The 25,334-nt window shown below is 37.8% G+C and carries 27 protein-coding genes; 21 read left to right on the forward strand and 6 right to left on the reverse strand.

The window, feature by feature from the left end:
- The first annotated feature begins 136 nt into the window (after positions 1-136).
- On the forward strand, positions 137-1,561 hold the full coding sequence (locus ABFU83_RS06080; protein ID WP_347069607.1) for an AAA family ATPase: 1,425 nt from the start codon (positions 137-139) through the stop codon (positions 1,559-1,561).
- A 34-nt stretch (positions 1,562-1,595) separates the two neighbouring features.
- A complete protein-coding gene (gene kdsB / locus ABFU83_RS06085) occupies positions 1,596-2,327 on the forward strand; it encodes a 3-deoxy-manno-octulosonate cytidylyltransferase (RefSeq protein ID WP_347069608.1) in 732 nt (243 codons plus the stop codon).
- 66 nt (positions 2,328-2,393) lie between these two features.
- Here the strand turns inward: kdsB and ABFU83_RS06090 are convergent, their stop codons facing one another.
- The 4 genes from ABFU83_RS06090 to ABFU83_RS06105 form a co-directional block, all read right to left on the reverse strand.
- Positions 2,394-3,164, reverse strand: coding sequence for a copper resistance protein NlpE (locus tag ABFU83_RS06090; protein WP_347069609.1), 771 nt, complete (start codon positions 3,162-3,164; stop codon positions 2,394-2,396).
- A gap of 136 nt (positions 3,165-3,300) precedes the next feature.
- Complete coding sequence (locus tag ABFU83_RS06095; RefSeq protein ID WP_347069610.1) at positions 3,301-3,867, reverse strand: DUF417 family protein; 567 nt, start codon at positions 3,865-3,867, stop codon at positions 3,301-3,303.
- 69 nt (positions 3,868-3,936) lie between these two features.
- Positions 3,937-4,824, reverse strand: coding sequence for an AraC family transcriptional regulator (locus ABFU83_RS06100; RefSeq protein ID WP_347069611.1), 888 nt, complete (start codon positions 4,822-4,824; stop codon positions 3,937-3,939).
- Positions 4,825-4,826: 2 nt separating this feature from the next.
- Positions 4,827-5,492: a fused MFS/spermidine synthase gene (locus ABFU83_RS06105; protein ID WP_347069612.1), complete on the reverse strand. Its 666-nt coding sequence runs from the start codon at positions 5,490-5,492 to the stop codon at positions 4,827-4,829.
- A gap of 56 nt (positions 5,493-5,548) precedes the next feature.
- On the opposite strand from ABFU83_RS06105, the gene ABFU83_RS06110 reads away from it, so the two are divergent.
- On the forward strand, positions 5,549-6,112 hold the full coding sequence (locus ABFU83_RS06110; RefSeq protein ID WP_347069613.1) for a 1-acyl-sn-glycerol-3-phosphate acyltransferase: 564 nt from the start codon (positions 5,549-5,551) through the stop codon (positions 6,110-6,112).
- Positions 6,113-6,415: 303 nt separating this feature from the next.
- Here ABFU83_RS06110 and ABFU83_RS06115 read toward each other — a convergent pair whose 3' ends face one another.
- Positions 6,416-6,823, reverse strand: coding sequence for a helix-turn-helix transcriptional regulator (locus ABFU83_RS06115; protein WP_347069614.1), 408 nt, complete (start codon positions 6,821-6,823; stop codon positions 6,416-6,418).
- Positions 6,824-7,115: 292 nt separating this feature from the next.
- Here ABFU83_RS06115 and ABFU83_RS06120 point away from each other — a divergent pair, with 292 nt between their 5' ends.
- The 3 genes from ABFU83_RS06120 (at position 7,116) to ABFU83_RS06130 (ending at position 9,441) form a co-directional block, all read left to right on the forward strand.
- Positions 7,116-8,270 (forward strand): M14 metallopeptidase family protein, encoded by a 1,155-nt coding sequence (locus ABFU83_RS06120; RefSeq protein ID WP_347069615.1) that lies wholly within the window; start codon positions 7,116-7,118, stop codon positions 8,268-8,270.
- Between the two features lie 81 nt (positions 8,271-8,351).
- Positions 8,352-8,831: an Lrp/AsnC family transcriptional regulator gene (locus ABFU83_RS06125; protein ID WP_136401578.1), complete on the forward strand. Its 480-nt coding sequence runs from the start codon at positions 8,352-8,354 to the stop codon at positions 8,829-8,831.
- A gap of 82 nt (positions 8,832-8,913) precedes the next feature.
- Entirely contained in the window at positions 8,914-9,441 is a 528-nt protein-coding gene (locus ABFU83_RS06130) for a DinB family protein (RefSeq protein ID WP_347069616.1), read from the forward strand.
- A gap of 36 nt (positions 9,442-9,477) precedes the next feature.
- On the opposite strand, the gene ABFU83_RS06135 is transcribed toward ABFU83_RS06130, so the two are convergent.
- Positions 9,478-11,577 carry a sulfatase-like hydrolase/transferase gene (locus ABFU83_RS06135; RefSeq protein ID WP_347069617.1) on the reverse strand — a complete coding sequence of 700 codons (2,100 nt, stop codon included), beginning with the start codon at positions 11,575-11,577 and terminating at the stop codon, positions 9,478-9,480.
- Positions 11,578-11,660: 83 nt separating this feature from the next.
- Here ABFU83_RS06135 and ABFU83_RS06140 point away from each other — a divergent pair, with 83 nt between their 5' ends.
- The 15 genes from ABFU83_RS06140 to ABFU83_RS06210 all read left to right on the forward strand — a co-directional run bounded on the left by ABFU83_RS06140 (position 11,661) and on the right by ABFU83_RS06210 (position 25,304).
- Complete coding sequence (locus tag ABFU83_RS06140; protein ID WP_347069618.1) at positions 11,661-12,566, forward strand: diacylglycerol kinase family protein; 906 nt, start codon at positions 11,661-11,663, stop codon at positions 12,564-12,566.
- 246 nt (positions 12,567-12,812) lie between these two features.
- On the forward strand, positions 12,813-13,670 hold the full coding sequence (gene hisG / locus ABFU83_RS06145; RefSeq protein ID WP_347069619.1) for an ATP phosphoribosyltransferase: 858 nt from the start codon (positions 12,813-12,815) through the stop codon (positions 13,668-13,670).
- Entirely contained in the window at positions 13,667-14,962 is a 1,296-nt protein-coding gene (gene hisD / locus ABFU83_RS06150) for a histidinol dehydrogenase (protein ID WP_347069620.1), read from the forward strand. Before hisG ends, hisD begins: the two co-directional genes overlap by 4 nt.
- A complete protein-coding gene (gene hisC / locus ABFU83_RS06155; protein ID WP_347069621.1) occupies positions 14,949-15,998 on the forward strand; it encodes a histidinol-phosphate transaminase in 1,050 nt (349 codons plus the stop codon). The genes hisD and hisC overlap by 14 nt, the downstream gene beginning before the upstream one ends.
- Positions 15,995-17,131: a bifunctional histidinol-phosphatase/imidazoleglycerol-phosphate dehydratase HisB gene (gene hisB / locus ABFU83_RS06160; protein ID WP_347069622.1), complete on the forward strand. Its 1,137-nt coding sequence runs from the start codon at positions 15,995-15,997 to the stop codon at positions 17,129-17,131. The genes hisC and hisB overlap by 4 nt, the downstream gene beginning before the upstream one ends.
- Positions 17,131-17,712: an imidazole glycerol phosphate synthase subunit HisH gene (hisH, locus tag ABFU83_RS06165; protein ID WP_347069623.1), complete on the forward strand. Its 582-nt coding sequence runs from the start codon at positions 17,131-17,133 to the stop codon at positions 17,710-17,712. The genes hisB and hisH overlap by 1 nt, the downstream gene beginning before the upstream one ends.
- Before the next feature lie 2 nt (positions 17,713-17,714).
- On the forward strand, positions 17,715-18,440 hold the full coding sequence (gene hisA / locus ABFU83_RS06170) for a 1-(5-phosphoribosyl)-5-[(5-phosphoribosylamino)methylideneamino]imidazole-4-carboxamide isomerase (RefSeq protein ID WP_347070200.1): 726 nt from the start codon (positions 17,715-17,717) through the stop codon (positions 18,438-18,440).
- Positions 18,437-19,195 carry an imidazole glycerol phosphate synthase subunit HisF gene (gene hisF / locus ABFU83_RS06175; RefSeq protein WP_347069624.1) on the forward strand — a complete coding sequence of 253 codons (759 nt, stop codon included), beginning with the start codon at positions 18,437-18,439 and terminating at the stop codon, positions 19,193-19,195. Before hisA ends, hisF begins: the two co-directional genes overlap by 4 nt.
- A gap of 2 nt (positions 19,196-19,197) precedes the next feature.
- Positions 19,198-19,794 carry a bifunctional phosphoribosyl-AMP cyclohydrolase/phosphoribosyl-ATP diphosphatase HisIE gene (gene hisIE, locus ABFU83_RS06180; protein WP_347069625.1) on the forward strand — a complete coding sequence of 199 codons (597 nt, stop codon included), beginning with the start codon at positions 19,198-19,200 and terminating at the stop codon, positions 19,792-19,794.
- Between the two features lie 42 nt (positions 19,795-19,836).
- Complete coding sequence (locus tag ABFU83_RS06185; RefSeq protein WP_347069627.1) at positions 19,837-20,502, forward strand: DUF2461 domain-containing protein; 666 nt, start codon at positions 19,837-19,839, stop codon at positions 20,500-20,502.
- A gap of 47 nt (positions 20,503-20,549) precedes the next feature.
- Entirely contained in the window at positions 20,550-21,311 is a 762-nt protein-coding gene (locus ABFU83_RS06190) for an META domain-containing protein (protein WP_347069628.1), read from the forward strand.
- 147 nt (positions 21,312-21,458) lie between these two features.
- Entirely contained in the window at positions 21,459-22,133 is a 675-nt protein-coding gene (locus tag ABFU83_RS06195) for a response regulator transcription factor (protein ID WP_347069629.1), read from the forward strand.
- 1 nt (position 22,134) lies between these two features.
- Positions 22,135-23,493 carry a HAMP domain-containing sensor histidine kinase gene (locus ABFU83_RS06200; RefSeq protein WP_347069630.1) on the forward strand — a complete coding sequence of 453 codons (1,359 nt, stop codon included), beginning with the start codon at positions 22,135-22,137 and terminating at the stop codon, positions 23,491-23,493.
- A 112-nt stretch (positions 23,494-23,605) separates the two neighbouring features.
- A complete protein-coding gene (locus ABFU83_RS06205) occupies positions 23,606-24,331 on the forward strand; it encodes a hypothetical protein (protein ID WP_347069631.1) in 726 nt (241 codons plus the stop codon).
- 25 nt (positions 24,332-24,356) lie between these two features.
- Positions 24,357-25,304, forward strand: coding sequence for a bestrophin family ion channel (locus ABFU83_RS06210; protein ID WP_347069632.1), 948 nt, complete (start codon positions 24,357-24,359; stop codon positions 25,302-25,304).
- Positions 25,305-25,334 lie beyond the last annotated feature (30 nt).

Below are 25,334 nucleotides of genomic sequence, written 5' to 3' on the forward strand. Positions count from 1 at the left end.
TCGTAATTGATAGCAAATTTACATTTTTTTTGCCACGGAAACCGATTTGGGATAAAAAAGGTATGTATCTTTGGACTTCTTTTCCGTTGTAGTAGTCACGCGGGTTTTACAACTTCAATATGTTATTTTGGTTTTCATGAATTCCGGTAAATTTTATAATGCTTTAAAACAAAACTTTCCGTATTTGCCCACGCAAAAACAGGATATCTTTTTTCAAAAAATAGCCGATTTTATTACAAACGAAAATGACGATGAAATTTTCCTGCTTAAAGGTTATGCCGGAACGGGAAAAACAACGGTGATTTCTACCATTGTAAACCAATTAAAAGAGGTCAATAAAAAATATGTTTTGTTGGCGCCTACGGGACGCGCGGCAAAGGTAATTTCGAATTATTCTCAAAAACCAGCGTTTACGATTCACAAGCGTATTTATTTTCCGAAAAAGGGAAGTGGTGGCGGTGTTCATTTTACGATGCAACCGAATAAATTTAAAAATACGGTATTTATCGTCGATGAGGCGTCTATGATTTCCGATGCAAATAGCGATTCGGGCATGTATGAGAATGGCTCCTTATTGGACGATCTGATCCTCTATATTTACTCGGGTTATAAATGCAAAATGATTCTGGTAGGTGATACGGCACAGTTGCCTCCGGTAAATATGGAAGTAAGTCCGGCTTTAAATATCGACGGATTGGCGATGAATTACAGCATGGAAATCCAACATATCGAGCTGGATGAAGTCATGCGACAAGAGGAGAAATCGGGAATTTTGTTTAATGCAACCGAATTACGGGAAATTCTAAAATCGCAGTTTATCGATTCGTTTCAATTTCGATTACGCGGTTTTAAAGATATTATCCGATTAACGGATGGCTATGATATACAAGATGCGATCCATCAGGCCTACAGCAATTATAGTATTGAAGATACCGCATTTATAGTGCGTTCCAATAAAAGAGCCAACCAGTACAATCAGCAGATTCGTTCGCGTATTTTGGACAAGGAAAGCGAATTGTCGGCGGGTGATTTTATGATGGTGGTAAAAAACAATTATTTCTGGCTTAAGGATTCCGATGAGGCCGGTTTTATCGCAAATGGCGATATTATTGAGATTCTCGAAATTTTTAAAATTCAGGAGTTATACGGATTCAAATTTGCCAAAGTAAAAATCCGAATGGTCGATTATCCAAATCAGATTCCGTTCGAAACCGTATTAATTCTGGATACAATCACAAGTGAATCACCGTCATTAACTTATGAACAGTCCAATTTATTATATCAGGAAGTACTATTGGATTATCAAGACGAACGTACACAATATCGCAAATTGCAGAAAGTAAAGGCTAATCCGTATTTTAATGCGCTTCAGGTAAAATTTTCATATGCCATTACCTGCCATAAATCGCAAGGTGGACAATGGAATACGGTTTTTATCGAACAACCCTATTTGCCAGAAGGCATTAACCGGGATTATATTCGCTGGTTGTATACCGCTATGACACGAGCCAAAGACAAATTGTATCTTATTGGTTTTAAGGATGAGTATTTTGAAGATTGATTTGTATTTTTAGATTTTAAACAGAAAACATACTATGAAAATAATAGCTGTAATTCCGGCACGATATGCCTCAACGCGTTTTCCTGCCAAATTAATGCAGGATTTGGGCGGTAAAACGGTGATTTTAAGAACCTACGAAAGTGCCTTGCAAACAAACTTATTTGATGATGTTTTTGTGGTTACCGATTCGGATCTTATTTTTCAGGAAATTGTTTCAAATGGCGGTAAGGCGATTATGAGCATCAAGGAACACGAAAGTGGAAGCGATCGGATTGCCGAAGCTATTGAAAACATGGCCGTTGATATTGTTTTTAATGTACAAGGCGACGAACCCTTTATCAACAAAGAACCGCTGGAAAAAGTCCTTGATGTTTTTAGAAACGATACCGAAAAAAAGGTTGATCTGGCCTCTGTGATGCGGGAAATTACCGATATAAAAGAAATTGAAAATCCGAACAATGTAAAAGTTATTGTCGATCAAAAAGGTTTTGCCTTGTATTTTTCCCGTTCGGTGATACCGTATCCGCGCGAAACAAATGTGGGCGTTCGGTATATGCAGCATATCGGGATTTATGCATTCCGCAAGGAAGCCTTATTGGATTTTTACCGTTTGCCGATGCTTTCATTGGAAGCTTCTGAAAAACTGGAACAATTGCGTTATCTCGAATACGGAAAACGTATCCGGATGGTCGAAACGTCCCATGTTGGAATAGGAATCGATACCCCGGACGATTTAGAAAAAGCTCGTAAAATGATCACAAAATAAAAAAAGGAGAAATTAATTTCTCCTTTTTTGTATTCGTATTTTTCTGGACTCTTTTTTCCAGATTCTTTACTCTCGCATATAATCGCCGCCTAAAGTACCACCGCCCCCGCAGAAATACATCAGGTCATAGCGTTCGTTAAATTTAGAAGTCGACACTGTTGCAGTTTTACCCTCAAACGAAATGGTCATAATCGCTTTTAAATCAGGATTATTATCTTTTAAACTAACCTCGATTCGGTTGTTTACCAAAACACCTTTTCCTTTAAATTCACAACCTTTTTTGGTTGCTGCTTTAAAAGTTACCGCCACATCAAATTCGTTATTGATAGTATTGGTTAAGGATAACGTCTGATAATAACCTTTCCCGACTTCACCCTGAATATAGTTTCCGTTAAGTGTTTTCGGTTCCAATGGTTTTTCTTTCGACAAAATATAATGGGATGCCAAATCGGTTTGCACTTCTTTTTTATCCTGATCGAGTATCGCTATGGTGCTATCGGTTTTGATCAGGTAAAATTCTTTCTGATTGTCCGCGAAAGTAACTTCAACATACGGTCCGTTTAACTTCCAGTTTCCCTTTTCGGTTTCGCTGGTTTTATCCCGATCCTGATACAGAATGGTTTTCGAAACGGTCGCATCATCATTAAATGCTACTGTAGTTTCAATTCCGGGGCAATCAGCGCATGGTAAAACACCTTCATACATACCCGAAACGGTTCTGGTTACTTGTGTACTGTCGGCAACGGTCGTTTCTGTAGCTGTATTTCCTGTTTTTTTACAGGCGGTAAGCGATAATAGAGCGACGAATACCAACGATGTTAAAGGTTTTTTCATCATAATTTTTTGTTTTTATTGTTATTTACAACAAACCCTATCAAAAAGCTTACCAAAGTGCACTTTATTTTATGATTTTTTGTAGTCTTTTACAGCGTGTCTCAAATTGGCTCCGAAAGTCGAACGGCAATTAACAATTTTATTTCTTTTTTAATTTCAGATAACGTTGTGCCGCCTGACTCATGGTTACCAATGCTGCACCTAGCATAATAACATCTTTTATTACCAATCGTCCGGCGCCACTCAGATACGGAAATCCGTGTTCGGAATCACCCAAATCAGGAACCCAGGCTTCGGGCGTGGTAATCAAAAAGGATAGCGTCACCAATGACATTCCAAAAGCTAAAAAACTTCCTACAGCCGATACGCCGGGTGCAACAGGATATAATGCAATCAGTATTCCGATTCCAACAATCAAAGCGCCTAAACCATACGAAAAAGCATAGGTGTTATTTTCCTTATGCCAGGCTATATTGTCCGGTTTGTATTCACCTTCTTTATTCATATGGGTTTTATAATCCGGAGCGTCATGATGATAGAAGAAATTCATAAACGGGCTATTCGCAACAAACGGAACGATTCCATTGGCTTCATATCGAAAGGCTTTTAATCCGCCAATCCAGATTAAAACCACAATTAAACCAATTCGCGTTAACTGGATTCCGGTTTGTTGTAAACGGGCCGCATACTCAAATAATTTGTCCATAAATAATGATTTTTAGATTATAAGACAAAGATCCGGCTTATTGTTTAAACAGAAAATAAACAAAAAGGGCTAAGGAATGGACAAAAATCCTTTTCGGATTTTCCATTCTTCTTCGCGAAAGTGTTTGGGCGAAAGTCCGATGTGTTTTTTAAAAAACCGACTAAAATAGTATTCGTCTTTAAAACCAAGATCGGAAGCGATGGTTTTGATTTGCGTATTGGTGTGCAATAATTCCCATTTGGCTTTTGGGATTAGTTTTTCGATTATCAGTGCCGAAACGGTTTTCTGATAATATTGTTTGGTTGCCGTACTAAGGGTTTTAACTGTAGTATTTAATTTTTCGGCATAAAAAGCCGGCTGGTGTTGCGACTGAAAATGTTCGTTAATCAGATTGGTTAATTGTAACAGGTAATCGGGGAGCGGTTGAATATCCGGTGAAATAAGTGTTTCCGTTTGACTTTTTAAACGTGTCAATTTGATCAGGAATATCTTAAGGTAAGAAAAAACAAGTTCGTTTGAAGCCAGTTCTTCTTCTTTGATTTCACTTTTGATATTTTGGAATAACGTCTGCAATTCATCCTGATCTTTCGATGGAATAGTAATTTTGGATGTTGCATAGCTATTATTAAACAACACACCATTGCAACCTACCTGATGGTGATAAGTTTCAATACAAAAGAAATTGGCATGAAATAATAGGAGTGTAGCCTTAGTCGTCCCTTTTGAATGTAATGCAAATGCCTGATACGTATTAAAACAATAGATCTCGTTTTCGGTATAAGGCACTTTCATCAGGTCGGTTTCCACAATTCCGTTACCGCTGTGAATCCATAAAATTGCAAAATAATTGATATGTAGTGGCCAGCTTTGATCAGCAATTGAAATTTCCGTTGTTAGTATAGGAGTACTTTCTTTGGAGGCTTTTTTAATTTCAAGTGCGATGGTATTTGTTAGCATAATCAGGCCAGTTTTTTAATGGTAAACAATTCGTTATGGTCTTCTACTTTCGGATACATTCGTACCGAATAATTGGGATCAAACCGCGAACGATAATCACTGTTTCGTTGTTTATGATCACTATTTAAAACCATGGTATTAAACAAGATAAAACCATTTATAGTAAGTAAAAAATTAATTCTGTTTATAAAGAATTCTTCAAACAAAAAGTTCGGCATTACCGTATCCTGAAACACATCAATAATGATCAAATCGTATTTTTCACGGGTTTTTAAAACAAACTCAAAAGCATCATCCTGTATAATGGTGAAATTCGGAATCGTATCGATTTGAAAATATTGTTTAGCCAGTGCTATCGCTTCCGGATCGAGTTCCACACCGGTAATTTGGCCTTTAAAGCCAATTTCGTCTGTTAGCGTTTTTACCACACTACCACCGGCTACACCCAAAACAAGGATGCTTTTAAAATTACGTATTCTCTCGAAACCGATATAATGCAGTCCTTTTCGGAGGATTCGCTGTAAACTACCGTAAGAATAATTGGTGTTTTTAGAATCCATTACCAGCTGACCATTGGTCCAGGTAACTTCCAGGTTTTTATTGATTGCTGATTTTTTTTGGTGAATTTTAATCGGGATAAAGTAACTCAGTAGTTTCTTCGATATCATTTGGCAACGTTTTCTATTCGTAAATATAATGCTATTTTTACAGCAAACTTTTTAAAATGAAACAAAATCTTTATCGTTTTCTATTCTTCAAGTGTATGGGCTGGTCGATTAACGGAACCATTGCTCCTGAAATCAAAAAATGTGTGATGATCGTTGTACCACATACGAGTTGGCACGACTTTTACCTTGGTGTATTTACACGCGGAATTATGAATCAGGAAATGAATTTTGTGGCTAAAAAAGAATTATTTACATTCCCTTTTGGAGCCTATTTCCGATGGATGGGCGGTACTCCATTAAACCGTCAAAAAAACGAAAATAAAGTCGATGCAATAGCCAAAGTTTTTGAAAATAAAGCTGTTTTCCGACTCGCTATAGCACCGGAAGGTACCCGAAAAAAAGTAACCGAATGGAAGACAGGGTTTTATTATATCGCCTTAAAAGCAGAAGTCCCTATAATTCCGGTTGCATTTGATTATGGTAAAAAAGAAGTCAAAATCGGTGAGCCATTTTATCCGACAGGAAACCGGGACAACGATTTTGAAATACTGGAACAAAATTATGTCGGTGTAACTGGAAAAATTCCGGAATATAGCTTTGTGCCCCAAAAAAAATCGTAAAAAAATAAACTTTTCTAAAACCATAAACCTATCTCTGTCGTATATACCCTGAAATTAGGCTTTTGTTTTGGTTTTAATTCAGGCTTTTACCAGACAAAACTAATTGGCATCTTTTCTGCCCAGAGTAGGAAAACAGCAGTGGATAAACTGTATTTCCGGTTTTTGGGAGGAAACATCGAGGAAAAATTGCTATGAATTAATGTTAATGAATAATACAGTTTAGGGCAGAAAAGTTTGTTTTTATTTTAAAGTTTGTGGTTGGTTATAGATCTCCGTTGTCAGTCAGTATAGATAACGGAGATTTTATTTTTCTATGTATTCCTTAAAAGTTCCGTTTTTAAAAAAGATTACAATGCGCTCAATCTCGCCGGCATCTTTTAGAGATAAATAAGGCTTCGGTTCTGATACAGCCTTAACGGATTCTTCTGGCGTTGTAAATAAATCGGATGCGACAACAGTAGGCGATGGAGTAGGCATTAACTCTTGTTTTGGAAATGCTCCTTTCCCATTTAAAATCCAGTACAGATCGACTTCCGGATAATAAGCGATTATTTTAAGTATAAAATCTAAACTTGGTTTATTTCTGCCGGAGAGTAGGTGTGATAAACTGGAGCGTTGTACACCAATTGAATCGGCAAAAGCCGAAGCCGAAAGTCCATAATACTCGAGTAGTATTTCCAGTCGTTTGATAAAGTCATCGGTGTTTACCATTGTAAAAACATCTTTTGAGTTAGTGAGTTACAAATGTAAATATTTTTAAAATATAATCAGGGGTTACAATTGTGAATTATCAATTATAACATATAGCACTACTTAATATAAACAAAATTATAATATTGATATAAAACATATTATAATCGATTAAATATAATTAATAACCTGAAATAATATCGTAAACAGCTTTAATCAACTCTTTGTTTACAGTCGTAAATTCAATGTGATTTTTTATGGTTTACAATTGTAATTTATTAGATGTTTACTTTTGTAAATAAAATCAGTCACCGTGGAATTCAAAACATTATTTAAACAGTTTAAAAAAAAGACACTTTCGGGACGCTATATTACCAATAGTGCTATAGAGCCGATTTTAAAACAACTCGGACCCGATTTTAAAGTGAATACTCCGGCCGTGTCCGTTAAACAACAACCTATATATACAGTTGAAGTAGGTCACGGGAATCATAAGATCTATATGTGGTCGCAAATGCATGGTAACGAATCAACGACGACTAAAGCTGTATTCGACTTTATAAATTTATTAAATAGTACAAATCCCTTAGCCATTCAGTTAAAAGAAACGTTTCGTTTTTTGATTGTTCCTATTGCTAATCCGGATGGTGCTGCAGCTTACACAAGGGTTAATGCGAATGAAGTGGATCTAAATCGCGATGCACTCAATTTAAGTCAGCCGGAAAGTAAATTACTACGTGGCTTATATGATACCTTTCAACCGGATTTTTGTTTTAATTTACACGATCAGCGTACAATTTTCGGAGCAGGAAATACCGGAAAACCCGCTACAGTTTCTTTTTTGGCACCTGCCTATAATGAAGAAAGAGAGATCAATTCAGTACGGAAACAGGCCATTGGCATCATTGTTGCTATGAATGTCGCGCTACAAAAGTATATTCCGGGACAAATAGGACGGTTTGACGATGCTTTCAATATGAATTGTATAGGAGATCGCTTTCAGTCATTAGGAACACCAACCATTCTTTTTGAGGCCGGACATTTTCCTGGCGATTATGAAAGAGAGGTGACACGGGAATATATTTTTATAGCTTATTTAGTTGCTTTGACAACTATTTCAAAAAGCGAACATGTTAACAATAAAACAGCTGAATATTTCGATATTCCTCAAAATATGATTGTCTTTTTTGATTTTATTTATAAAAATATCAAAATCGACGCTGTCGATAACCAAAAAATTACTAATTTCGCAGCCCAATATAAAGAAACCCTCGAAAATGATAAAATTGTCTTCGAGGCGTATATTGCGGAAACAGGGACATTATCGGAATATTATGGCCATACCGAATACGATTTCAAAAAGGAAAGCATTCGGAATTCAAATGGAACCATACCGGTAATTAATGACAAAGCTGATTTTTTAGTAGCAAATAAACAGAAAATTGTTAATGGTTTGCTAAAAAAATGACAATTCAGTAATTATACTGAAGAATTAGTGTTAATTTGTCGTAGATTTGCATTTTGAATATAAATTGATAAATATAACTTTATGAGTAAGTTTCGTTTGGATGAAGTAGATCATCAAATTTTAGACATGTTGATTGATAATACGCGAGTGCCTTTTACCGATATTGCTAAAAAATTGCTGATCTCTGCTGGTACCGTTCACGTACGAGTAAAAAAAATGGAAGATGCAGGAATTATTCAAGGGTCTTCGTTAACACTGGATTACGAGAAATTGGGATATTCCTTTATCGCTTACGTTGGGGTTTTCCTTCACAATACTTCTCAAACCAAATTTGTATTAGAGCGTATTAATGAAATTCCTTTTGTTACCGTAGCACACGTTACTACTGGTAAATTTAATATTTTCTGTAAAATCAGAGCTAAAGATACCAAACATGCTAAAGAAGTTATCTTTATGATTGATGATATTGATGGTGTCTACAGAACAGAAACTATGATTTCATTGGAAGAAAGTATTAACGACAAAAAACGTCTGATGCACACTATCTTTAAAGATATGTAATATTTGACTATATTTTAAGAAACCCTCAGCTAATCCTGAGGGTTTTTCTTTTTACATTTACACCAACCTTAAAACAGAACCAATGAAACCTATCGAATTAGATCCGTCTGAGTACGCACCGTATTACCAAACCTATATAAATGCACTGGATCCGGCTATTGATCTTATAGACGAACTGGAAATTAGTCTTTACAGTACGATTCGGTTTATCCAGGATATTCCAATGGATAAATTCGATTATCGCTATGAAGAAGGGAAGTGGACGATTAAGGAAATTATCCAGCACATTATTGATACGGAACGAATATTTGCTTACCGTGCTTTGCGTTTTTCCCGTAATGACACAACGGAATTACCCGGATTTGACGAAAATAGTTTTGCCGATGTTGTAAATCCGGTGGCTAATAAACGTCATTTAAAGGATTTATTAACGGAATTGACTATTGTACGGCAAGCTACTATTACTTTATTTAAAAGTTATACTCCTGAAGATTTGTTAAAATCGGGGATCGCTTCTCAAAACCGGATGTCGGTTCGTGCCTTAGGATTCATGATCATCGGGCATCAAAACCATCATGTCCGGGTATATCAGGAACGCTATTTATCATAATAGAAAGAGCCACGCTTAGCGTGGCTCTTTTAGTATTTAGTTGTTGTTATACAATTGTTGTTGGAGGTAGTAGGATGCTATCTGGTAGTAGGCAATCGTTTCCTGTGTTAATTCCTTGCGTTCTCCGCTAAGTGGTTGTTGTTCGAAAAATAACGGTATGGCTTTGCTTCCTTTGGCTACCGGCTGTAATTCAAGGGAAAACTGTTTTACTTTTCGTACCGGTGATAATATGGTTAAGATATTGTCTTTTATAAAACCAAGATCCTGATACGTAGCAATCAAAGCACGTGGGTGGTAGCCGCTTTGAAGTACATCCTGTCCAAAGAATTTACTTTTGTAATTAAAGTTAAGAATTCCCATTAAGGTTGGCATCAAGTCAATTTGAGACATTAATATGTTATTCTGACCCGGTGTGATAAAACCTGGTGCATAAATCATTGCCGGGATATGGTATTTATCAAGTGGTAGTTCTGTTTTTCCGGCACTCGAAGCACAATGGTCGGCTACAATTACAAAAACAGTATTGTTAAACCAAGGTTGTTTTTGTGCTGCTTCAAAGAATTTGCGAAGCGCGTAATCGGTATATTTTACACCACCTTCCCGTTGTTTTGAATCGGAAGGAATATCAATTTTGTTGTCAGGATACGTAAAAGGTCTGTGGTTACTCACCGTCATAATATGGTTAAAAAACGGTTTGCCTTCTTTGGCTTCGTCGTTCATAACCTTGATTGCCTTTGTAAACATGTCTTCATCGCAAACACCCCAAATGTTTTGGAATGTAATTTCTTCAGGTGTAAATGTCGTTTTATCGACAATATCATAGTTGTTTCCGCCAAAAAAGTCCCGCATATTATCAAAATAGGCATCGCCCCCATACATATATTTCACATTATATCCTTTTTGCTGGAATATATGACCTGTGGAGAATTTATTTTTGTTGTCTTTTCGTTTTACAACACTTTCACCGGCTGTAGGAGGTAAAGACAAGGTTACGGCTTCCAATCCGCGAACGGTACGGTTTCCGGTAGCATATAAATTGGTAAAGAAAAGACTTTGTTCTGCCAGTGAATCCAGGAAAGGGGTAATATTTTGTTCGTTACCATAGGCTTTCATAAATTCAGCACTTAGGCTTTCTACAGTAATTAACACAACATTTTTATGCGTTTCAGGTCCTTTACCGGTTATCTGTCTTTCCATCGTATTTCCGCCTAATTCCGGAATTTGTTTACGCAGTAAGGCAAATGCCTCATCTTGGGGTACATTCGTATAAAATTTAAAGTAGTCCAGTTCACTGTTTTTAAACGCCAGGAAAAAACGATAGCTACCATTGGCTTCCAGTTCGTTGACAAAAACATTCTGAGAATCTTCTAGTCGTGCCAATGCCGGTATTGCGGTTATTGAAAGGCCGAATAATACGGCATAACCAATAGTAATGGCAATTTTTTCTTTAAAGGTTGGCAGATTGTCCAGATAGTTTCGGGATCTTTTTACCACAAACCAGGTAACCAGTACGGCAACAATTCCGATTCCTGTAAAAAGCGGAACTACCGGATAGGATTCCATAATGTTCCCGATCACGGTGTTGGTATAAACCAGATAATCAACAGCTATGAAATTATAGCGTACACCAAATTCGTTCCAAAAGAAAAACTCACTAACCGTATTCTGTAGAATACAAAGGACAAAAATGAATATCGTAATGGAATATAAGGCCAATCGGATTTTAGAGCGATATTTGGGTAATAATAACAGTGCTCCAAACAGTACTGTTTTCAATGCGACAAAGCTAATTCCTATTTCAGGGAGTACACCTCCGTATTCGTTTAAAATGGTATTTCCAAAGCTAACATAGGCTAGCAATGCGACTAATCCACCAAAAATCAGATAGCCCCAAGGCTTGTAAAATTTTGAGTTTGAGAGAAAAACAAGATAAAGCCATAATAGAGATCCTATGATCACAAAAACAAAGAAATCTGAAATAACTCCGATTCCAAATATCTTTACGATCTCAAAAAAGCTAAACTTTGCCTGTGTTATCGGATGGAAAATCAAGACTATTCTTAAAATAATACTTGCGGTAATGTAAAATAACAATAAATTGTAAAAAGGAGTTAACTTTTTAAGATAGGAAATCATAATATAGTTTTTAGCAAAAATATAAAAAAAGCCGTACGATATTGAATTTTAAAAAAGTTGCACTTAAAATTGCATACTTTTGCATGAATAATTCACTATCGGTAATTTTAATGAAATACATCCACTTTATTGTTAACCCTATTTCCGGAAAAGGAAAACACAAGATTGCGAAACAGGATTTAGAACAATTTTTTCCATCGGAAGACTATACGTTAGTCGTTGAATATTCGGAATATAAAAAGCATGCTATTACTCTAACCCGTGATGCAGTGGCTAAAAAACCGGATATAATAGTCGCTTGTGGTGGAGATGGGACAATTCATGAGGTGGCTTCAGGGTTGGTTAATACCGATATCGCACTGGGAATTTTACCGGTAGGGTCGGGTAATGGTCTTGCTTCAAATCTGAATATAGCCAAAGATTTTAAAAAGGCAGTAGCATTAATAAAAAACGGACAACCTTCTGCTATTGATGTCGGAATGGTTAACGAGTACTATTTCTTTAGCAATATGGGAATTGGTATCGATGCCAAAATTATTCAGAAATACGAAAGTATGCCAACACGTAATCTTTCATCTTATATAAAAGCGTCGTTGTTTGCTGCTGCAAATTATAAGCCCCATAGCGCCATTGTGCATTGTAATGGTAAAACTTTCGAAACGAATCCGATGTTGTTTTTTATTTCTAATTCGAACGAAATGGGATACAATATGAGTTTAACACCAAAAGCCAGTCTTCAGGATGGTTGGCTGGACTTATTGATCGTCCCAAAATTGAATATCCTGGAACAAATGTATTTCGGAGCCTTGGTGTTGTTAAACAAAACCGAGCGTTTTAAAAAAGCCAGTCATCAGCTTATAAAAGAAGTTCATGTGGAAGTCTCCGGACAGGATATGATACCGATGCAATTGGATGGTGAATATTATCAATTCAACGAAAATAAGTTTAAAATCAGTATATTACAAGAGTCACTTCGTGTAATAGTATAGCTTTTTCATGAGATTAAATAAAAAAATAAAACAAAAGCTTGTTTTTTTGTTTTATTTGTCAATATCTTTGTGAACACAAAAAATAAAAATGTTTAGCAATCAATTACATCATCATCATTATTCCTCCGCTCAAGCGAAGTTATAATGGTATGTATCTAACATATATATATTTAACCCGTTTGAGTACATCAAACGGGTTTTTCTTTTCTTCTTCGTTGCTGTACTCAAACTTATTCCTGTTTTTTTATGAGTACATTAAAAATTGCCCTTCAAAAATCGGGCAGACTAAGCGAAGATAGCCTTAGCTTACTAAAAAAATGCGGCTTTTCTATCGAAACTGAAAGCGGTGAGTTAAAAGCCAGTGTCGCAAATTTCCCGCTGGAAATCCTTTTTCTACGGAATTCCGATATTCCGCAATACCTAATGGATGGTGTGGCTGATCTTGCTATTATTGGTCAGAACTTATTAGCTGAAAAAGAATTTCCTATTGAAACGATAATGCCGTTAGGGTTTTCGAAGTGTCGTGTGGCTGTAGCGGTTCCTAAAGCCTTTTCCTTTACATCAATTAGTGATCTTAACGGATTAAGAATTGCGACCTCTTATCCGGAAACAACCAGACGTTATTTTAAATCTCAAAATGTTAGGATCGAATTGCATCAGATTTCGGGTTCTGTCGAAATAGCTCCTAATATTGACCTGGCTGACGCGATCGTAGATATTGTCTCTTCCGGAAATACACTTGCTAAAAACAACCTGAAAGAAGTAGCAGTAATCCTTGAAAGTGAGGCTGTTTTGGCTGTATCTCCAAAAATAAAACTGAATAGTAAAATAATCCTGGAGCGTTTTCTGTTTCGGTTGCAATCCGTTTTAAGAGCTTCTCAATCCAAATATCTTATGATGAATGTTCCGAATACCAAAATACAGGAAATAAGTGAATTATTACCGGTCTTAAAAAGTGCTACTGTTGTTCCGTTAAGTCTCGAAGGATGGAGTAGTTTCCAGACGGTTATTAATGAAACGGCATTTTGGGATGTTATTGATAAACTTAAAGCCAGTGGCGCTCAGGACATACTGGTTTGTCCAATCGAAAAAATTGCATTATGAAAATAATTAAAAATCCAACACGAAATACCTGGGGAGAACTAACCAAGCGCCCTATACAAAGTTATGAAGCAATCGAAGCTACTGTAAAACTGATTTTCAAGGAAGTTGCTGTAAAAGGGGATGCCGCTATATATAAATATACGGATATTTTTGATGGTGTCAGACTGGAAAATCTGATAGTTACAGAAGCAGAAATACAGGAAGCTGTACAACAGGTTTCAACCGATCTGAAAGCAGCAATTCAGCTTGCAAAAAATAATATAAAGCGTTTTCACAAAAAACAAAATACAATTCCAATCAGTCTCGAAACCATGCCCGGAATCCTGTGCTGGATGGAAAAAAAACCAATTCAAAAAGTTGGTTTATATATTCCGGGTGGAACGGCTCCGCTATTTTCTACCGTTTTAATGCTGGCTATTCCGGCGCAATTGGCCGGTTGCAGTGAAATTGTGCTTTGTTCTCCACCAGATCCATCGGGAAAAATTAATCCGGCCATTTTATATGCAGCGCATATCTGTGGGGTTACTACGATTATAAAATCCGGAGGGATTCCTGCAATTGCCGGAATGACATTCGGAACGGAAACAATTCCTAAAGTATATAAAATCTTTGGCCCCGGAAATCAGTTTGTAACGGGTGCCAAACAGTTCGCAACGCAATTCGGAACGGCTATAGATATGCCAGCCGGACCATCAGAATTACTCGTTTTTGCCGATACGACTGCAAATGCTTCTTTTGTTGCAGCCGATTTATTAAGTCAGGCAGAACATGGAAAAGACAGTCAGGTGGTTTTGGTTTCCAATAGTGTAAGCTTACTGCAAAAAGTTATCCGGGAAATACCCCGTCAGTTAGCGGGTTTACCCCGACAGGAAATTGTAAAAGAAGCATTACGTAAAGCACGATTTATCTATATTGAAAACCAAATCGAAGCACTCGATTTTATAAATGAATATGCTCCGGAGCATTTTATAATCTGCGCTAGTAATGAGGCTTTTTTTATACGAGGAATTCAGAATGCAGGATCCGTTTTTGTAGGGAATTATTCTCCCGAAAGTGCGGGCGATTATGCTTCCGGAACCAATCATACGTTACCAACCAATGGTTTTGCCCGGAATTATAGCGGAATTACATTGGATAGTTTTCAGAAAACGATCAGTTTTCAAAAGTTATCACCGGAAGGTATTTCGGCTATCGGGAAAAGTATTGAAGTTATGGCTACGACCGAAGGTCTTGAAGCACATAAAAATGCCGTTACCATCCGATTAAAACAATTACAGGATGAAAACAATTGATCTGAATAAACTGGTCCGAAGTACGATTTTAAAAATGAAACCGTATACCTCGGCCAGAGATGAGTATCCTACGGTTGTCGAAGGAATGATTTTTCTGGATGCTAATGAAAATCCGTTCGAAAAGGGTTGGAACCGCTATCCGGATTCAAAACAATTCGCGGTAAAACAGAAAATCGGAAGTATAAAAGCTATCGCAGAAAATCGGATTACGTTAGGTAACGGAAGTGATGAGATACTGGATTTGATTTTTAGGGTCTTTTGTGAACCGGGAAAGGACAATATAATTAGTTTGCCGCCAACGTATGGGATGTACTCGGTATTAGCTGATTTAAACGATATTGAAAATCGGGAAGTATTGCTAAATGTCGATTTTCAACCGGATATTCCAAAAATTTTAGCACAAGTCGACAAACATACAAAGCTACTTTTCCTTTGTTCACCGAATAATCCAACCGGGAATTTAGTGTCTGAAGAAACTATTGTTATGCTTTTAAACCGTTTTAACGGAATTGTAGTAGTGGATGAAGCCTATATCGATTTTACAACACAGCAAAGCTGGGCTAAAAGAGGAATTGCTTTTGAAAATCTAATTGTGATTCAAACACTTTCCAAAGCCTATGGAATGGCCGGCATCCGATTGGGTATGGCTTTTGCTTCGCCCGAAATTACAGCACTTTTACACAAAATAAAACCACCGTATAATATCAGTACGTTATCACAGGAAAAAGTGCTGCTAATGGATCCGAATATAGAAAAGGAAGTTTCTTTAATTCAAAAGGATAAAGAAACATTAATTAAAGTTTTACTTAAAGTAAGTTTTATTGAAAAAATATATCCGTCGGATGCCAATTTTATATTAATCCGTGTCGACGATGCCGACAAAAGATACCGTCAATTATTGGACAATGGTATCGTAGTTCGGAATAGGAATCAATATCCGTTATGTGACAATTGCTTGCGGATTACAATTGGAACGCCCGACGAAAACAAGACATTACTTGAGGTTATCTCTAAAATTCAAAAAATGGAATTATGAAAAGAATACTTTTTATCGATCGCGACGGAACGTTGGTAAAAGAACCCAACGATTATAAGGTGGATTCCTTCGAAAAGCTGGAATTTTACCCGGAAGTGTTCCGTTATTTAGGAAAAATAGCCTCGGAGCTCGATTTCGAATTGGTCATGGTTACCAATCAGGATGGATTAGGGACGGCCGATTATCCCGAATCGGTATTCAATCCGATACAGGATTTTATTCTTAAAAGCTTTAAAAATGAATCCGTTGTCTTTGATGCAATTTATATCGACCGAAGTTTTCCGGAAGCCAATAGTCCCAACCGAAAACCCCGGACCGGAATGTTGCAAAAATATTTGAACAATCCGGAATATGATTTAAAACATTCCTATGTTATCGGCGACCGTTATACAGATGTGGAATTAGCTAAAAATATGGGTTGTAAGGCCATTTTGATCAATGAAGACGAAAACCTGGGCGCTACAGAACTTTCAGTCAACGTAAATGAACTTCTGGATACTATCGCTTTAAAAACAGTTGACTGGAAGGCCATTTATGATTTTTTAAAACTCCCACAACGCAAGGCTCTGATAACCCGCAAAACGGAGGAAACCGAGGTGACAGTAAAATTAAACATTGACGGTTCGGGACAAAGTAGCATTACAACCGGAATTTCTTTTTTTGATCATATGTTAAATCAACTGGCGCGTCATGGACAATTGGATCTGGAAATCAATGCTATTGGCGATCTCGAAGTAGACGAACATCATACTATTGAGGACACAGCAATTACGCTCGGAATGGCTTTTGCTGCAGCTTTGTCAAACAAACAAGGGATTGAGCGCTATGGTTTTACGCTTCCAATGGACGATTGTCTGGCTCAGGTTGCTATTGATTTTGGCGGTCGAAGCTGGTTGGTATGGGAAGCCGATTTTAAAAGGGAATATATCGGGCAAATGCCAACGGAAATGTTTTTCCATTTTTTTAAATCGTTTACCGATGAAGCCAGAGTTAACCTGAATATTAAAGCCGAAGGCAACAACGAACACCATAAAATTGAAGCTATTTTTAAAGCCTTTGCAAAAGCGATTAAAATGGCCTTAAAACGCGACCCGGATAGAATGATTCTACCGTCAACAAAAGAGTTTTTATAATGAAAATAGCAATTATTGATTATGGTGCGGGAAATATACAAAGTGTTGTATTTGCCTTGGAACGAATGGGTTATTCCGCTACGATTACCACCGATGCCAAACTAATCCGATCGGCCGATAAAGTGATTTTTCCGGGTGTTGGTGAAGCCTCTACGGCAATGACTCGGTTAAAAGAGACAAAACTCGATCGGGTTATTCCGGAATTACAGCAACCCGTATTGGGAATTTGCCTGGGAATGCAGTTGTTGTGCAGGCATACGGAAGAAGGGAATACGAGCGGACTGGGAATTTTTGATACGGCCGTGGTTCGTTTTTCAAACCGGGTTAAAATTCCACAGATCGGCTGGAATACCATTACAGCTATTGAATCCGGCTTATTTCAAGGAATAACCACTGAATCGTATCTGTATTTCGTACATAGCTATTATGTTCCGCTTATTCCGGAATGTATCGCTACAAGCGCTTACGATATCGTTTACAGTTCCGCAATACAAAAAGAGAATTTTTATGGCGTTCAGTTTCATCCGGAAAAAAGCGGGGAAGTTGGCGCACAATTACTGAACAATTTTTTACACTTATGAAAATGAGAATTATTCCGGCACTGGATATTATCGACGGGAAATGTGTCCGCTTATTAAACGGTAATTACCAAAAAATGACGATCTATAGCGATGATCCGCTGGAAATGGCCAAACGATTTGAAGATCACGGTATGCAATACCTGCATTTGGTCGATCTGGACGGTGCCAAATCCAACCGGATAGTCAACTATAAAATACTCGAAAAAATAGCCTCTAAAACCAACCTTATCATTGATTTCGGAGGTGGCATCAAAGCGGATGAAGATTTACGAATCGCTTTTAATAGCGGTGCTGCACAGCTTACAGGCGGTAGTATCGCGGTTAAAGATCCGGAGCGGTTTTCCGGTTGGATACGCGACTATGGAAGTTCCAAAATTATTTTGGGAGCTGACGTTAAAGATACTACGGTGGCTATTTCCGGCTGGTTGGAAGAAAGTGATCAGACAATTATTCCGTTTTTACAGGATTATGTCAAAAAAGGAATTGAATATGTAATCTGTACCGATATTAATCGCGACGGAACCTTAGCAGGTCCTGCTGTCGATTTATATTCCGAATTGCTACAAACCTTTCCGGAAATCAAGCTGATCGCTTCGGGTGGCATTTCAAACGTTGAAACACTGTTAGAACTCGACGAATTGGGTTGCGATGCAGCGATTATCGGAAAAGCGATTTATGAAAACAGAATAAGTTTAAAGGAATTGGAACGACTAATAGTGCAAAGATGATTACAAAACGAATAATTCCCTGTTTGGATATCAGGAACGGACGAACTGTAAAAGGAATTCAGTTTAAAGAAATAACAGATGCCGGCGATCCGGTGAAACTGGCTTATAAATATGCCCGCGATGGAGCGGATGAATTGGTCTTTCTGGATATTACGGCTACTGAAGAAAAAAGAAAAACTTTATTTACAATGGTTCGTGATGTGGCAGCGGAAATCAATATTCCGTTTACGGTTGGTGGTGGAGTAGGCTCTGTATCGGATGTTGAGCAGTTGTTACAAAATGGTGCGGACAAGATTGCGGTAAATTCGGCAGCACTTGAAAATCCGGGATTGGTAACCGAATTAGCCAAACGTTTTGGCAGTCAGTGTATCGTGGCGGCTATTGATGCAAAGCTTGTGGGGGATCGATGGAAGGTTTTCCGGACGGGAGGAAAGCGCGAAACCAAATGGGAACTCCTGGATTGGGCAAAGCAGATCACCGAAAACGGAGCCGGTGAAATTCTTTTTACAGCCATTGATCACGACGGAAGAAAACAGGGTTTTGCTAATACTATGCTGGCAGAACTAAACAAAACGGTAAACGTTCCCATAATTGCGTCGGGTGGTGCCGGTAAAATAGCCGATTTTATAGCTGTTTTTAACGACGGTAAAGCCGACGCGGCACTTGCTGCAAGTGTGTTTCACTATGATACCATTCCGATTCCGGTATTAAAACAAGTATTAAAAGAACAAAATATTCCTGTCAGAATTGTATAATTATGAAACCTAACTTTTCAAAATCGAAAAACGGTTTGCTTCCGGTCATTGTTCAGGATGCAACTACTAAAACTGTTTTAATGCTGGGCTATATGAATGAAACCGCCTATAACACTACGCTGGAAACCGGAAAGGTGACTTTTTTTAGCCGCAGTCGTAATGGGATATGGGTAAAAGGCGAAAAAAGTGGTAATTTTTTACATCTTATAAGCCTTGAAACCGATTGCGATAACGATACGCTTTTGGCTCAGGTGCATCCGGAAGGCCCGGTTTGTCATAAAGGAACGGATAGCTGTTGGGGCGAATCCAACAAAATGGATTTTGGCTTTTTGTCGGAATTGGAACAATGCATCCGGGAACGTAAAGAAGAACCTCGGGAAAATAGCTATATCAGTCATTTATGGTCCAAAGGGATTAATAAAATGGCACAAAAAGTAGGTGAAGAAGCCGTAGAAATGGTTATCGAAGCCAAAGATTCGGATGCCGCTCTATTTTTAAACGAAAGTGCCGATCTGCTTTTTCATTATTTAATATTGCTACAGGCTAAAGGATTTCAGTTGCAGGATGTTGTCGAAATTCTGAAAAAAAGGAGCCGTTAATTGTAAAATGACAATCAAAAAATCGTACTTTTAAAAGAAAAAATGATCACAAAAGCGGAACTGGATATCCTTATAACGTTACGAAACAACAATAATCGGGAATGGTTTACCGAACATAAAAAAGAATTTCAACAACACGAAAAAAAGGCAAAAGCATTTTTTCAGGAAGTATACGACGAACTGGGGAAACAGGATAGTATCGAAAAAATGCAGATTTTCAGAATCTACCGCGATGTCCGTTTTTCAAAAGATAAAGCACCTTATAAAAATCATTTTAGCGTCGGTTTTACCCGAACCAAACCGTTGTTACGCGGTGGTTATTATTTACATATCGAACCGGGAGCCAGTTTTGTAGGCGGTGGTTTTTGGGACCCGAATGCTGAAGACCTAAACCGAATCCGCAAGGAGTTTGAAATGGATGATGAAGAAATCAGAACTATTATTTCGGATCCTGCTTTTAAAAGTTTTTTTGGAACTCTGGAAGGCGAGGAGTTAAAAACAGCTCCAAAAGGATTCGACAAAACGCATCCGGCCATTGATCTGATCCGTAAAAAACAATACCTGATTTCCAGAAGTTTTACCGACAAGGAGGTAACAAGTCCTGATTTTAAAAAAGAAGTATTGGCGACCTTCCAGGCGATGCGTCCGTTTTTTGATTATATGAGCGAAGTCTTGTCAACAAACCTTAACGGCGAACCCTTGTATTAATCTGGTATGGTTTCTGCATCGTATGGATCCGTATAAAAATAGAAAATATGAGAAAACTCGGAATTGTAATGCTGCTTACTATAGTAGGCGCCTGTAACAGTACAAAAAACAAGGAAAACACGACACCAAAGGAAATGGTTTCCGAAAATCCCGATCGGGTTTATTTTAAAGCCATTGGAACGGAACCTTTTTGGGGTGTGGAAATAAGCAACAATCAGATTAAATATACCACACCGGAAGATCCTGAAGGAATCCTGTTTCCACCGACAAAACCGGTTCGTGTAATGGATGCAAATATCAAAACTTACCAAAGCAAATCGAAAGCCGGCGAAATAAAAATTACGATTACCTACGGAAAATGTTCCGACGGCATGTCGGATATGGAACACGATTATTCCGTAACGGTTGCTTTAAAAAAAGCGGGGGAAGCAGCATTTAAAGACCTTAGAGGTTGCGGGAATTATATTGTAGATTACCGATTACACGACATTTGGGCATTGGAAGAAATGGAAGGTCAAAAAATTAGCGATTCCGATTTTAACAAACGGCCTTTTATGGAAATCAAAGCCAGGGAAGCTACTTTTGGCGGAGTTGCCGGATGCAATCGTATGTTTGGAAAATTATTTTCAGAACAGGAATTGTTACGCTTTACCAATGTCGGCCTCACCCGAATGGCCTGCGATAAAATGGCGAACGAAGCCAAATTTATAAAAGCCCTGGAAAGCAGTACGGCTTACGAAATAAAAAATAATAGGTTATATCTGTCAAATCCCGATGGCTTAAAATTGGTATTTAAAAAAGTAGATTAACCCTAATTGATTATTAATAAATGAATTGAGTCTTTATTCTAAATTAACACTTTAAGATAAAGACTCTTTCTTTTTTAATAAAAGAGAATCGGGTTTAACGAATCCTTATGATTTTAATTTCTATTTTTGTGAAAACGCTCCCGTACTATGAAATTATTAATCGTTGAAGACGAGCCCAATCTGCTTTCGGCTTTACGGAAAGGACTTTCCGAAAAAAACCACGACGTAAGTGCAGCATTAGACGGAACAACAGCCCTGGAAATGATTCAGTATACCCAATTCGATGTAATCGTATTGGATGTGATGCTACCCGATATTAACGGAATTGAAATTTGCCGCCGTTTACGCGCTGCCGGAAATTTTGTTCCGATACTGATGCTTACAGCACTTAGCAGTAGCGATAATATTGTTCACGGATTAAATGCCGGTGCCGACGATTATCTGACCAAACCTTTTCAGTTTTCAGAACTCGAAGCCCGGTTGAATGCGTTGGCCCGAAGAGCCGGACAAGATCAGAAACCGGCTGAAAAAATAACTATCGATGATCTTGAGATTGATGTTCGTACCAAAATGGTAAAACGAAACGGGGAGACAATTGTGCTTACAGCAAAAGAGTTTAACCTCCTGTATTATCTGGCCAAAAATTCAGACATTATACTTTCCCGCGCTAAAATTCTCGATAATGTCTGGAATATCAATTTTGATATGAATACCAATGTTGTGGATGTGTATATCAATTATTTGCGAAAAAAGATTGATCATCCATACGAACACAAATTAATCCATACCATAAAAGGATTGGGGTATGTTATAAAGGAATAATATGCAGATCAAAAAGAAAATCACCGTTACCTATATTGCACTGTCCGGATTTAGCACCCTTTTGTTATGTACGGTCGTGTTTGTCCTGTTTCGTCAAAACAACCAGTATTATTTTAGAAAGCGACTGGAAGACCGGGCAAAAATTGTCGCATCCATCCATTATCAACAGGATCCTGTAAAAGCAAAATACTATCAGGAGCTCAAAAACAATGGAATGGAAGAACTTAAAGAAGAAAGGGAATATGTCTTAAAAATAAACAGCGCCAGTTCGTTCGAATACAATACCGAATTGCATTTGCCACCGGAGTTTTATACCTCGGTGATGAAGAATCATTCCGGATGGATCGAAGAAGCGGGCGTTTATTATTACGGTCAGGTTTTTAATGAAGCCGGTACCAATTATATGGTAATCATTTCTGCAAAAGATTTACGCGGCAGCGATAGTACACTTTTTATTACCCGTATCTTGTTGTTGTGTGGTTTGGGATTTATCATCCTGGCGTATTTTTTTGGCCGTTTTCTGGCTTTGCGGGTCATCAATCCCGTGTCGCGTATCACCAGTGAGGTAAAACGGATCAGCGCCTCTAATTTGCATAACCGCTTACCAGAAGTGAACGATTCGGATGAAATTGCCGATCTGACGAAGACGTTTAACGATATGCTGGATCGTCTGGAAACCTCTTTCGAAATCCAGGCCAATTTCATCAATAATGCCTCTCACGAACTCAAAACACCAATTGCTACCATTATGGCCGAAGCAGAGGTAACGCTGTTAAAAGACCGGAATACCGAGGAATACACTACAACTTTAAATAATATTCATAAACAGGCATCCCGTTTGAGTAACCTGACCGAGAGTTTGTTAAAACTCACGCAAACGGGTTACGACGGTAAAAAACAGGTTCAGGATATTGTTCGTATTGACGATTTGTTATTGGATGTCAAAAGCGATCTCGACAAAATTTATCCAGGTAACCGCGTTAGTATCAATATGAGTGATATTCCGGAAGAAGATTCCTTATTGGTTTTACCCTGTAACAAACCGCTTTTAGAACTTGCTATTGGAAATATCATCACCAACGGTGTTAAATATTCTGATAATGAAGAGGTATTTGTGAATCTTACCGCCAATAAAGAACAATTAAAAATTGTAATCTCAGATATCGGAATCGGAATCCCTCCGGAAGATATTCCGTATTTATACGAACCGTTTTTCCGCGGTAAAAAAGCATCCCGTTATGTGGGCTATGGCCTCGGACTTCCACTGGCTATGAAGATTATCCGTATGCATAACGGCGAATTATCGATACAATCGGAAGCCGATAAAGGTACTATTGTAACCATCATTTTTAAGCATTAAGCGTATATTAAATTTTCTAATGTTAATTTTTAGAATATTCTAATTTTAATTTAATTCCCTTCTCATCCCGGTGTAGTTGTTTTGCTGGTATAAATCATAAACAATTACACCGATGCATAATATTCTTATTCCTACCGCTTTTGAAGCCGATACACTTTGCGCAGTAAAAACGGCTGTACAACACGCTGATACTAAAAAATGTACGATCGTTTTAGTTACGATCAGCGATTTACCGGATACTTTGTTTTCGCCTTTGTCGGCACTTCGCAGTATGTCTCCCGAAATGACGGAGGCACAATATGCTCTTGTAGACGAATGCCGCGCTATTGTTAAAAAAACAACCAATTGTACTTTAACGGTACGCCATCAGTTTGGTATTTCGGCTCCTTTATTAAAAAATCTGTTAAACCATCTTGAAATCGGATTGGTTATTTTATCACAACGCTACCGATCGGAAACCAATACGTTCCAACGTCATTTTTTAAAATTACTCAGTAATTGTAAAAGTCCGATTTTACATCTGGGACAACATTCCGAAGAGCATCATTTTAATAATGCCTTGTATCTGGAACGTGCTGCCAATGGAATAGGAGTACAGGAATTACAACGAATTGTAAGCGAACGATTTACTTTTAAAATCGTAAGTCAGGCATCGGTATTTGAAGAACGCCCTGAGGAAATCACACCGTTTTTATCGGAAACCATCTCCAAAAACAATATCGATTTATTGGTAGAAACCCGAAAACCGGAAAAAACACGGTTGAAAAAGAATCTGGTGCCACCGGTTCATCAAAATCTGGGACTACCGGTACTTTCCTTACATGAGGAAACCGTCTGATTATTAATCTGAAAAATAAAAAAATATGCTACTAAAAAAAAGAATACCTCTTAAATATGTTTTGGGAAAAATTAAGCTGGAGTTAGCACTGATCTTACTTTATTGCATTGCTTTTGAAGTATTTCATCATACGTTCCAGGCTGTTCCTACCAAAATTCCAATTGCGATACCGTCTATTATCGGTACCATTATCTCGTTATTATTAGCCTTTAAATCCAACCAGGCCTACGACAGATGGTGGGAAGCCCGGATTGTATGGGGCGCGATCGTAAACGATTCCCGTTCGTTACTGCGACAGGTAATCGGATTTTATAAAGATCCGGATTTTTCGACTCAGGCGAACGATTTTAAAGAGCGTTTTGCAAAACGACAGGCCGCATGGTGTTATAGTTTGAGTCAGTCGTTACGTGGGAAAGATCCCATAAAATTGATTCAGTCGTTGTTAACCGAAGAAGAGTTGCGTTTTGTTAAAAAGCACAAACACGTTCCGAATGCTATTTTGATGTTACACGTAAAAGAATTGCGTAAAGCAAACGACGAAGGTAAAATTAATGTCTACCAACAGGTGGAAATCGACAATACCTTAACGCGTTTGTGTGATTCGATGGGGAAATGTGAGCGTATTAAAAATACGATTTTCCCAACGACCTATAGTTTGTACATCCGTTTTACGTTATGTCTGTTTGTAATCTTATTACCATTTGGATTAACCGATTTTCTGGGATGGTTCCGTATACCATTAGTAACAACTATCGGTGCGGCTTTCTTTTTAATCGAAAAGATGGCGATCCATTTACAGGATCCGTTCGAAAACCGACCAACCGACACGCCCATGAATCTGATCTCCAGTAATATTGAAAAAAACCTCTTGCAGATGGTTTATGAGTATCGAAACGAATTCGAGTCAGAGGAGCCGAAATCCGTAGATATCTCGCATATACAACCGGTTAAGGATACTTACTTCGTGTTGTAATGTAAAAGGACAGTGAAAACTGTCCTTTTA

The organism is Flavobacterium sp. WV_118_3, assembly GCF_039778605.1.
Taxonomy (GTDB): domain Bacteria; phylum Bacteroidota; class Bacteroidia; order Flavobacteriales; family Flavobacteriaceae; genus Flavobacterium.

Coding starts and splice junctions, on each gene's coding strand:
- hisA (WP_347070200.1), top strand. CDS start 17,715: ATGAGAATTATTCCGGCACTGGATATTATCGACGGGAAATGTGTCCGC.
- hisB (WP_347069622.1), top strand. CDS start 15,995: ATGAAAAGAATACTTTTTATCGATCGCGACGGAACGTTGGTAAAAGAA.
- ABFU83_RS06100 (WP_347069611.1), bottom strand. CDS start 4,824: ATGCTAACAAATACCATCGCACTTGAAATTAAAAAAGCCTCCAAAGAA.
- ABFU83_RS06110 (WP_347069613.1), top strand. CDS start 5,549: ATGAAACAAAATCTTTATCGTTTTCTATTCTTCAAGTGTATGGGCTGG.
- ABFU83_RS06140 (WP_347069618.1), top strand. CDS start 11,661: ATGAATAATTCACTATCGGTAATTTTAATGAAATACATCCACTTTATT.
- ABFU83_RS06080 (WP_347069607.1), top strand. CDS start 137: ATGAATTCCGGTAAATTTTATAATGCTTTAAAACAAAACTTTCCGTAT.
- hisC (WP_347069621.1), top strand. CDS start 14,949: ATGAAAACAATTGATCTGAATAAACTGGTCCGAAGTACGATTTTAAAA.
- ABFU83_RS06205 (WP_347069631.1), top strand. CDS start 23,606: ATGCATAATATTCTTATTCCTACCGCTTTTGAAGCCGATACACTTTGC.
- hisF (WP_347069624.1), top strand. CDS start 18,437: ATGATTACAAAACGAATAATTCCCTGTTTGGATATCAGGAACGGACGA.
- hisH (WP_347069623.1), top strand. CDS start 17,131: ATGAAAATAGCAATTATTGATTATGGTGCGGGAAATATACAAAGTGTT.
- ABFU83_RS06135 (WP_347069617.1), bottom strand. CDS start 11,577: ATGATTTCCTATCTTAAAAAGTTAACTCCTTTTTACAATTTATTGTTA.
- ABFU83_RS06195 (WP_347069629.1), top strand. CDS start 21,459: ATGAAATTATTAATCGTTGAAGACGAGCCCAATCTGCTTTCGGCTTTA.
- ABFU83_RS06130 (WP_347069616.1), top strand. CDS start 8,914: ATGAAACCTATCGAATTAGATCCGTCTGAGTACGCACCGTATTACCAA.
- ABFU83_RS06105 (WP_347069612.1), bottom strand. CDS start 5,492: ATGATATCGAAGAAACTACTGAGTTACTTTATCCCGATTAAAATTCAC.
- hisIE (WP_347069625.1), top strand. CDS start 19,198: ATGAAACCTAACTTTTCAAAATCGAAAAACGGTTTGCTTCCGGTCATT.
- ABFU83_RS06095 (WP_347069610.1), bottom strand. CDS start 3,867: ATGGACAAATTATTTGAGTATGCGGCCCGTTTACAACAAACCGGAATC.
- ABFU83_RS06125 (WP_136401578.1), top strand. CDS start 8,352: ATGAGTAAGTTTCGTTTGGATGAAGTAGATCATCAAATTTTAGACATG.
- ABFU83_RS06200 (WP_347069630.1), top strand. CDS start 22,135: ATGCAGATCAAAAAGAAAATCACCGTTACCTATATTGCACTGTCCGGA.
- hisG (WP_347069619.1), top strand. CDS start 12,813: ATGAGTACATTAAAAATTGCCCTTCAAAAATCGGGCAGACTAAGCGAA.
- kdsB (WP_347069608.1), top strand. CDS start 1,596: ATGAAAATAATAGCTGTAATTCCGGCACGATATGCCTCAACGCGTTTT.
- ABFU83_RS06115 (WP_347069614.1), bottom strand. CDS start 6,823: ATGGTAAACACCGATGACTTTATCAAACGACTGGAAATACTACTCGAG.
- ABFU83_RS06190 (WP_347069628.1), top strand. CDS start 20,550: ATGAGAAAACTCGGAATTGTAATGCTGCTTACTATAGTAGGCGCCTGT.
- ABFU83_RS06185 (WP_347069627.1), top strand. CDS start 19,837: ATGATCACAAAAGCGGAACTGGATATCCTTATAACGTTACGAAACAAC.
- hisD (WP_347069620.1), top strand. CDS start 13,667: ATGAAAATAATTAAAAATCCAACACGAAATACCTGGGGAGAACTAACC.
- ABFU83_RS06090 (WP_347069609.1), bottom strand. CDS start 3,164: ATGATGAAAAAACCTTTAACATCGTTGGTATTCGTCGCTCTATTATCG.
- ABFU83_RS06210 (WP_347069632.1), top strand. CDS start 24,357: ATGCTACTAAAAAAAAGAATACCTCTTAAATATGTTTTGGGAAAAATT.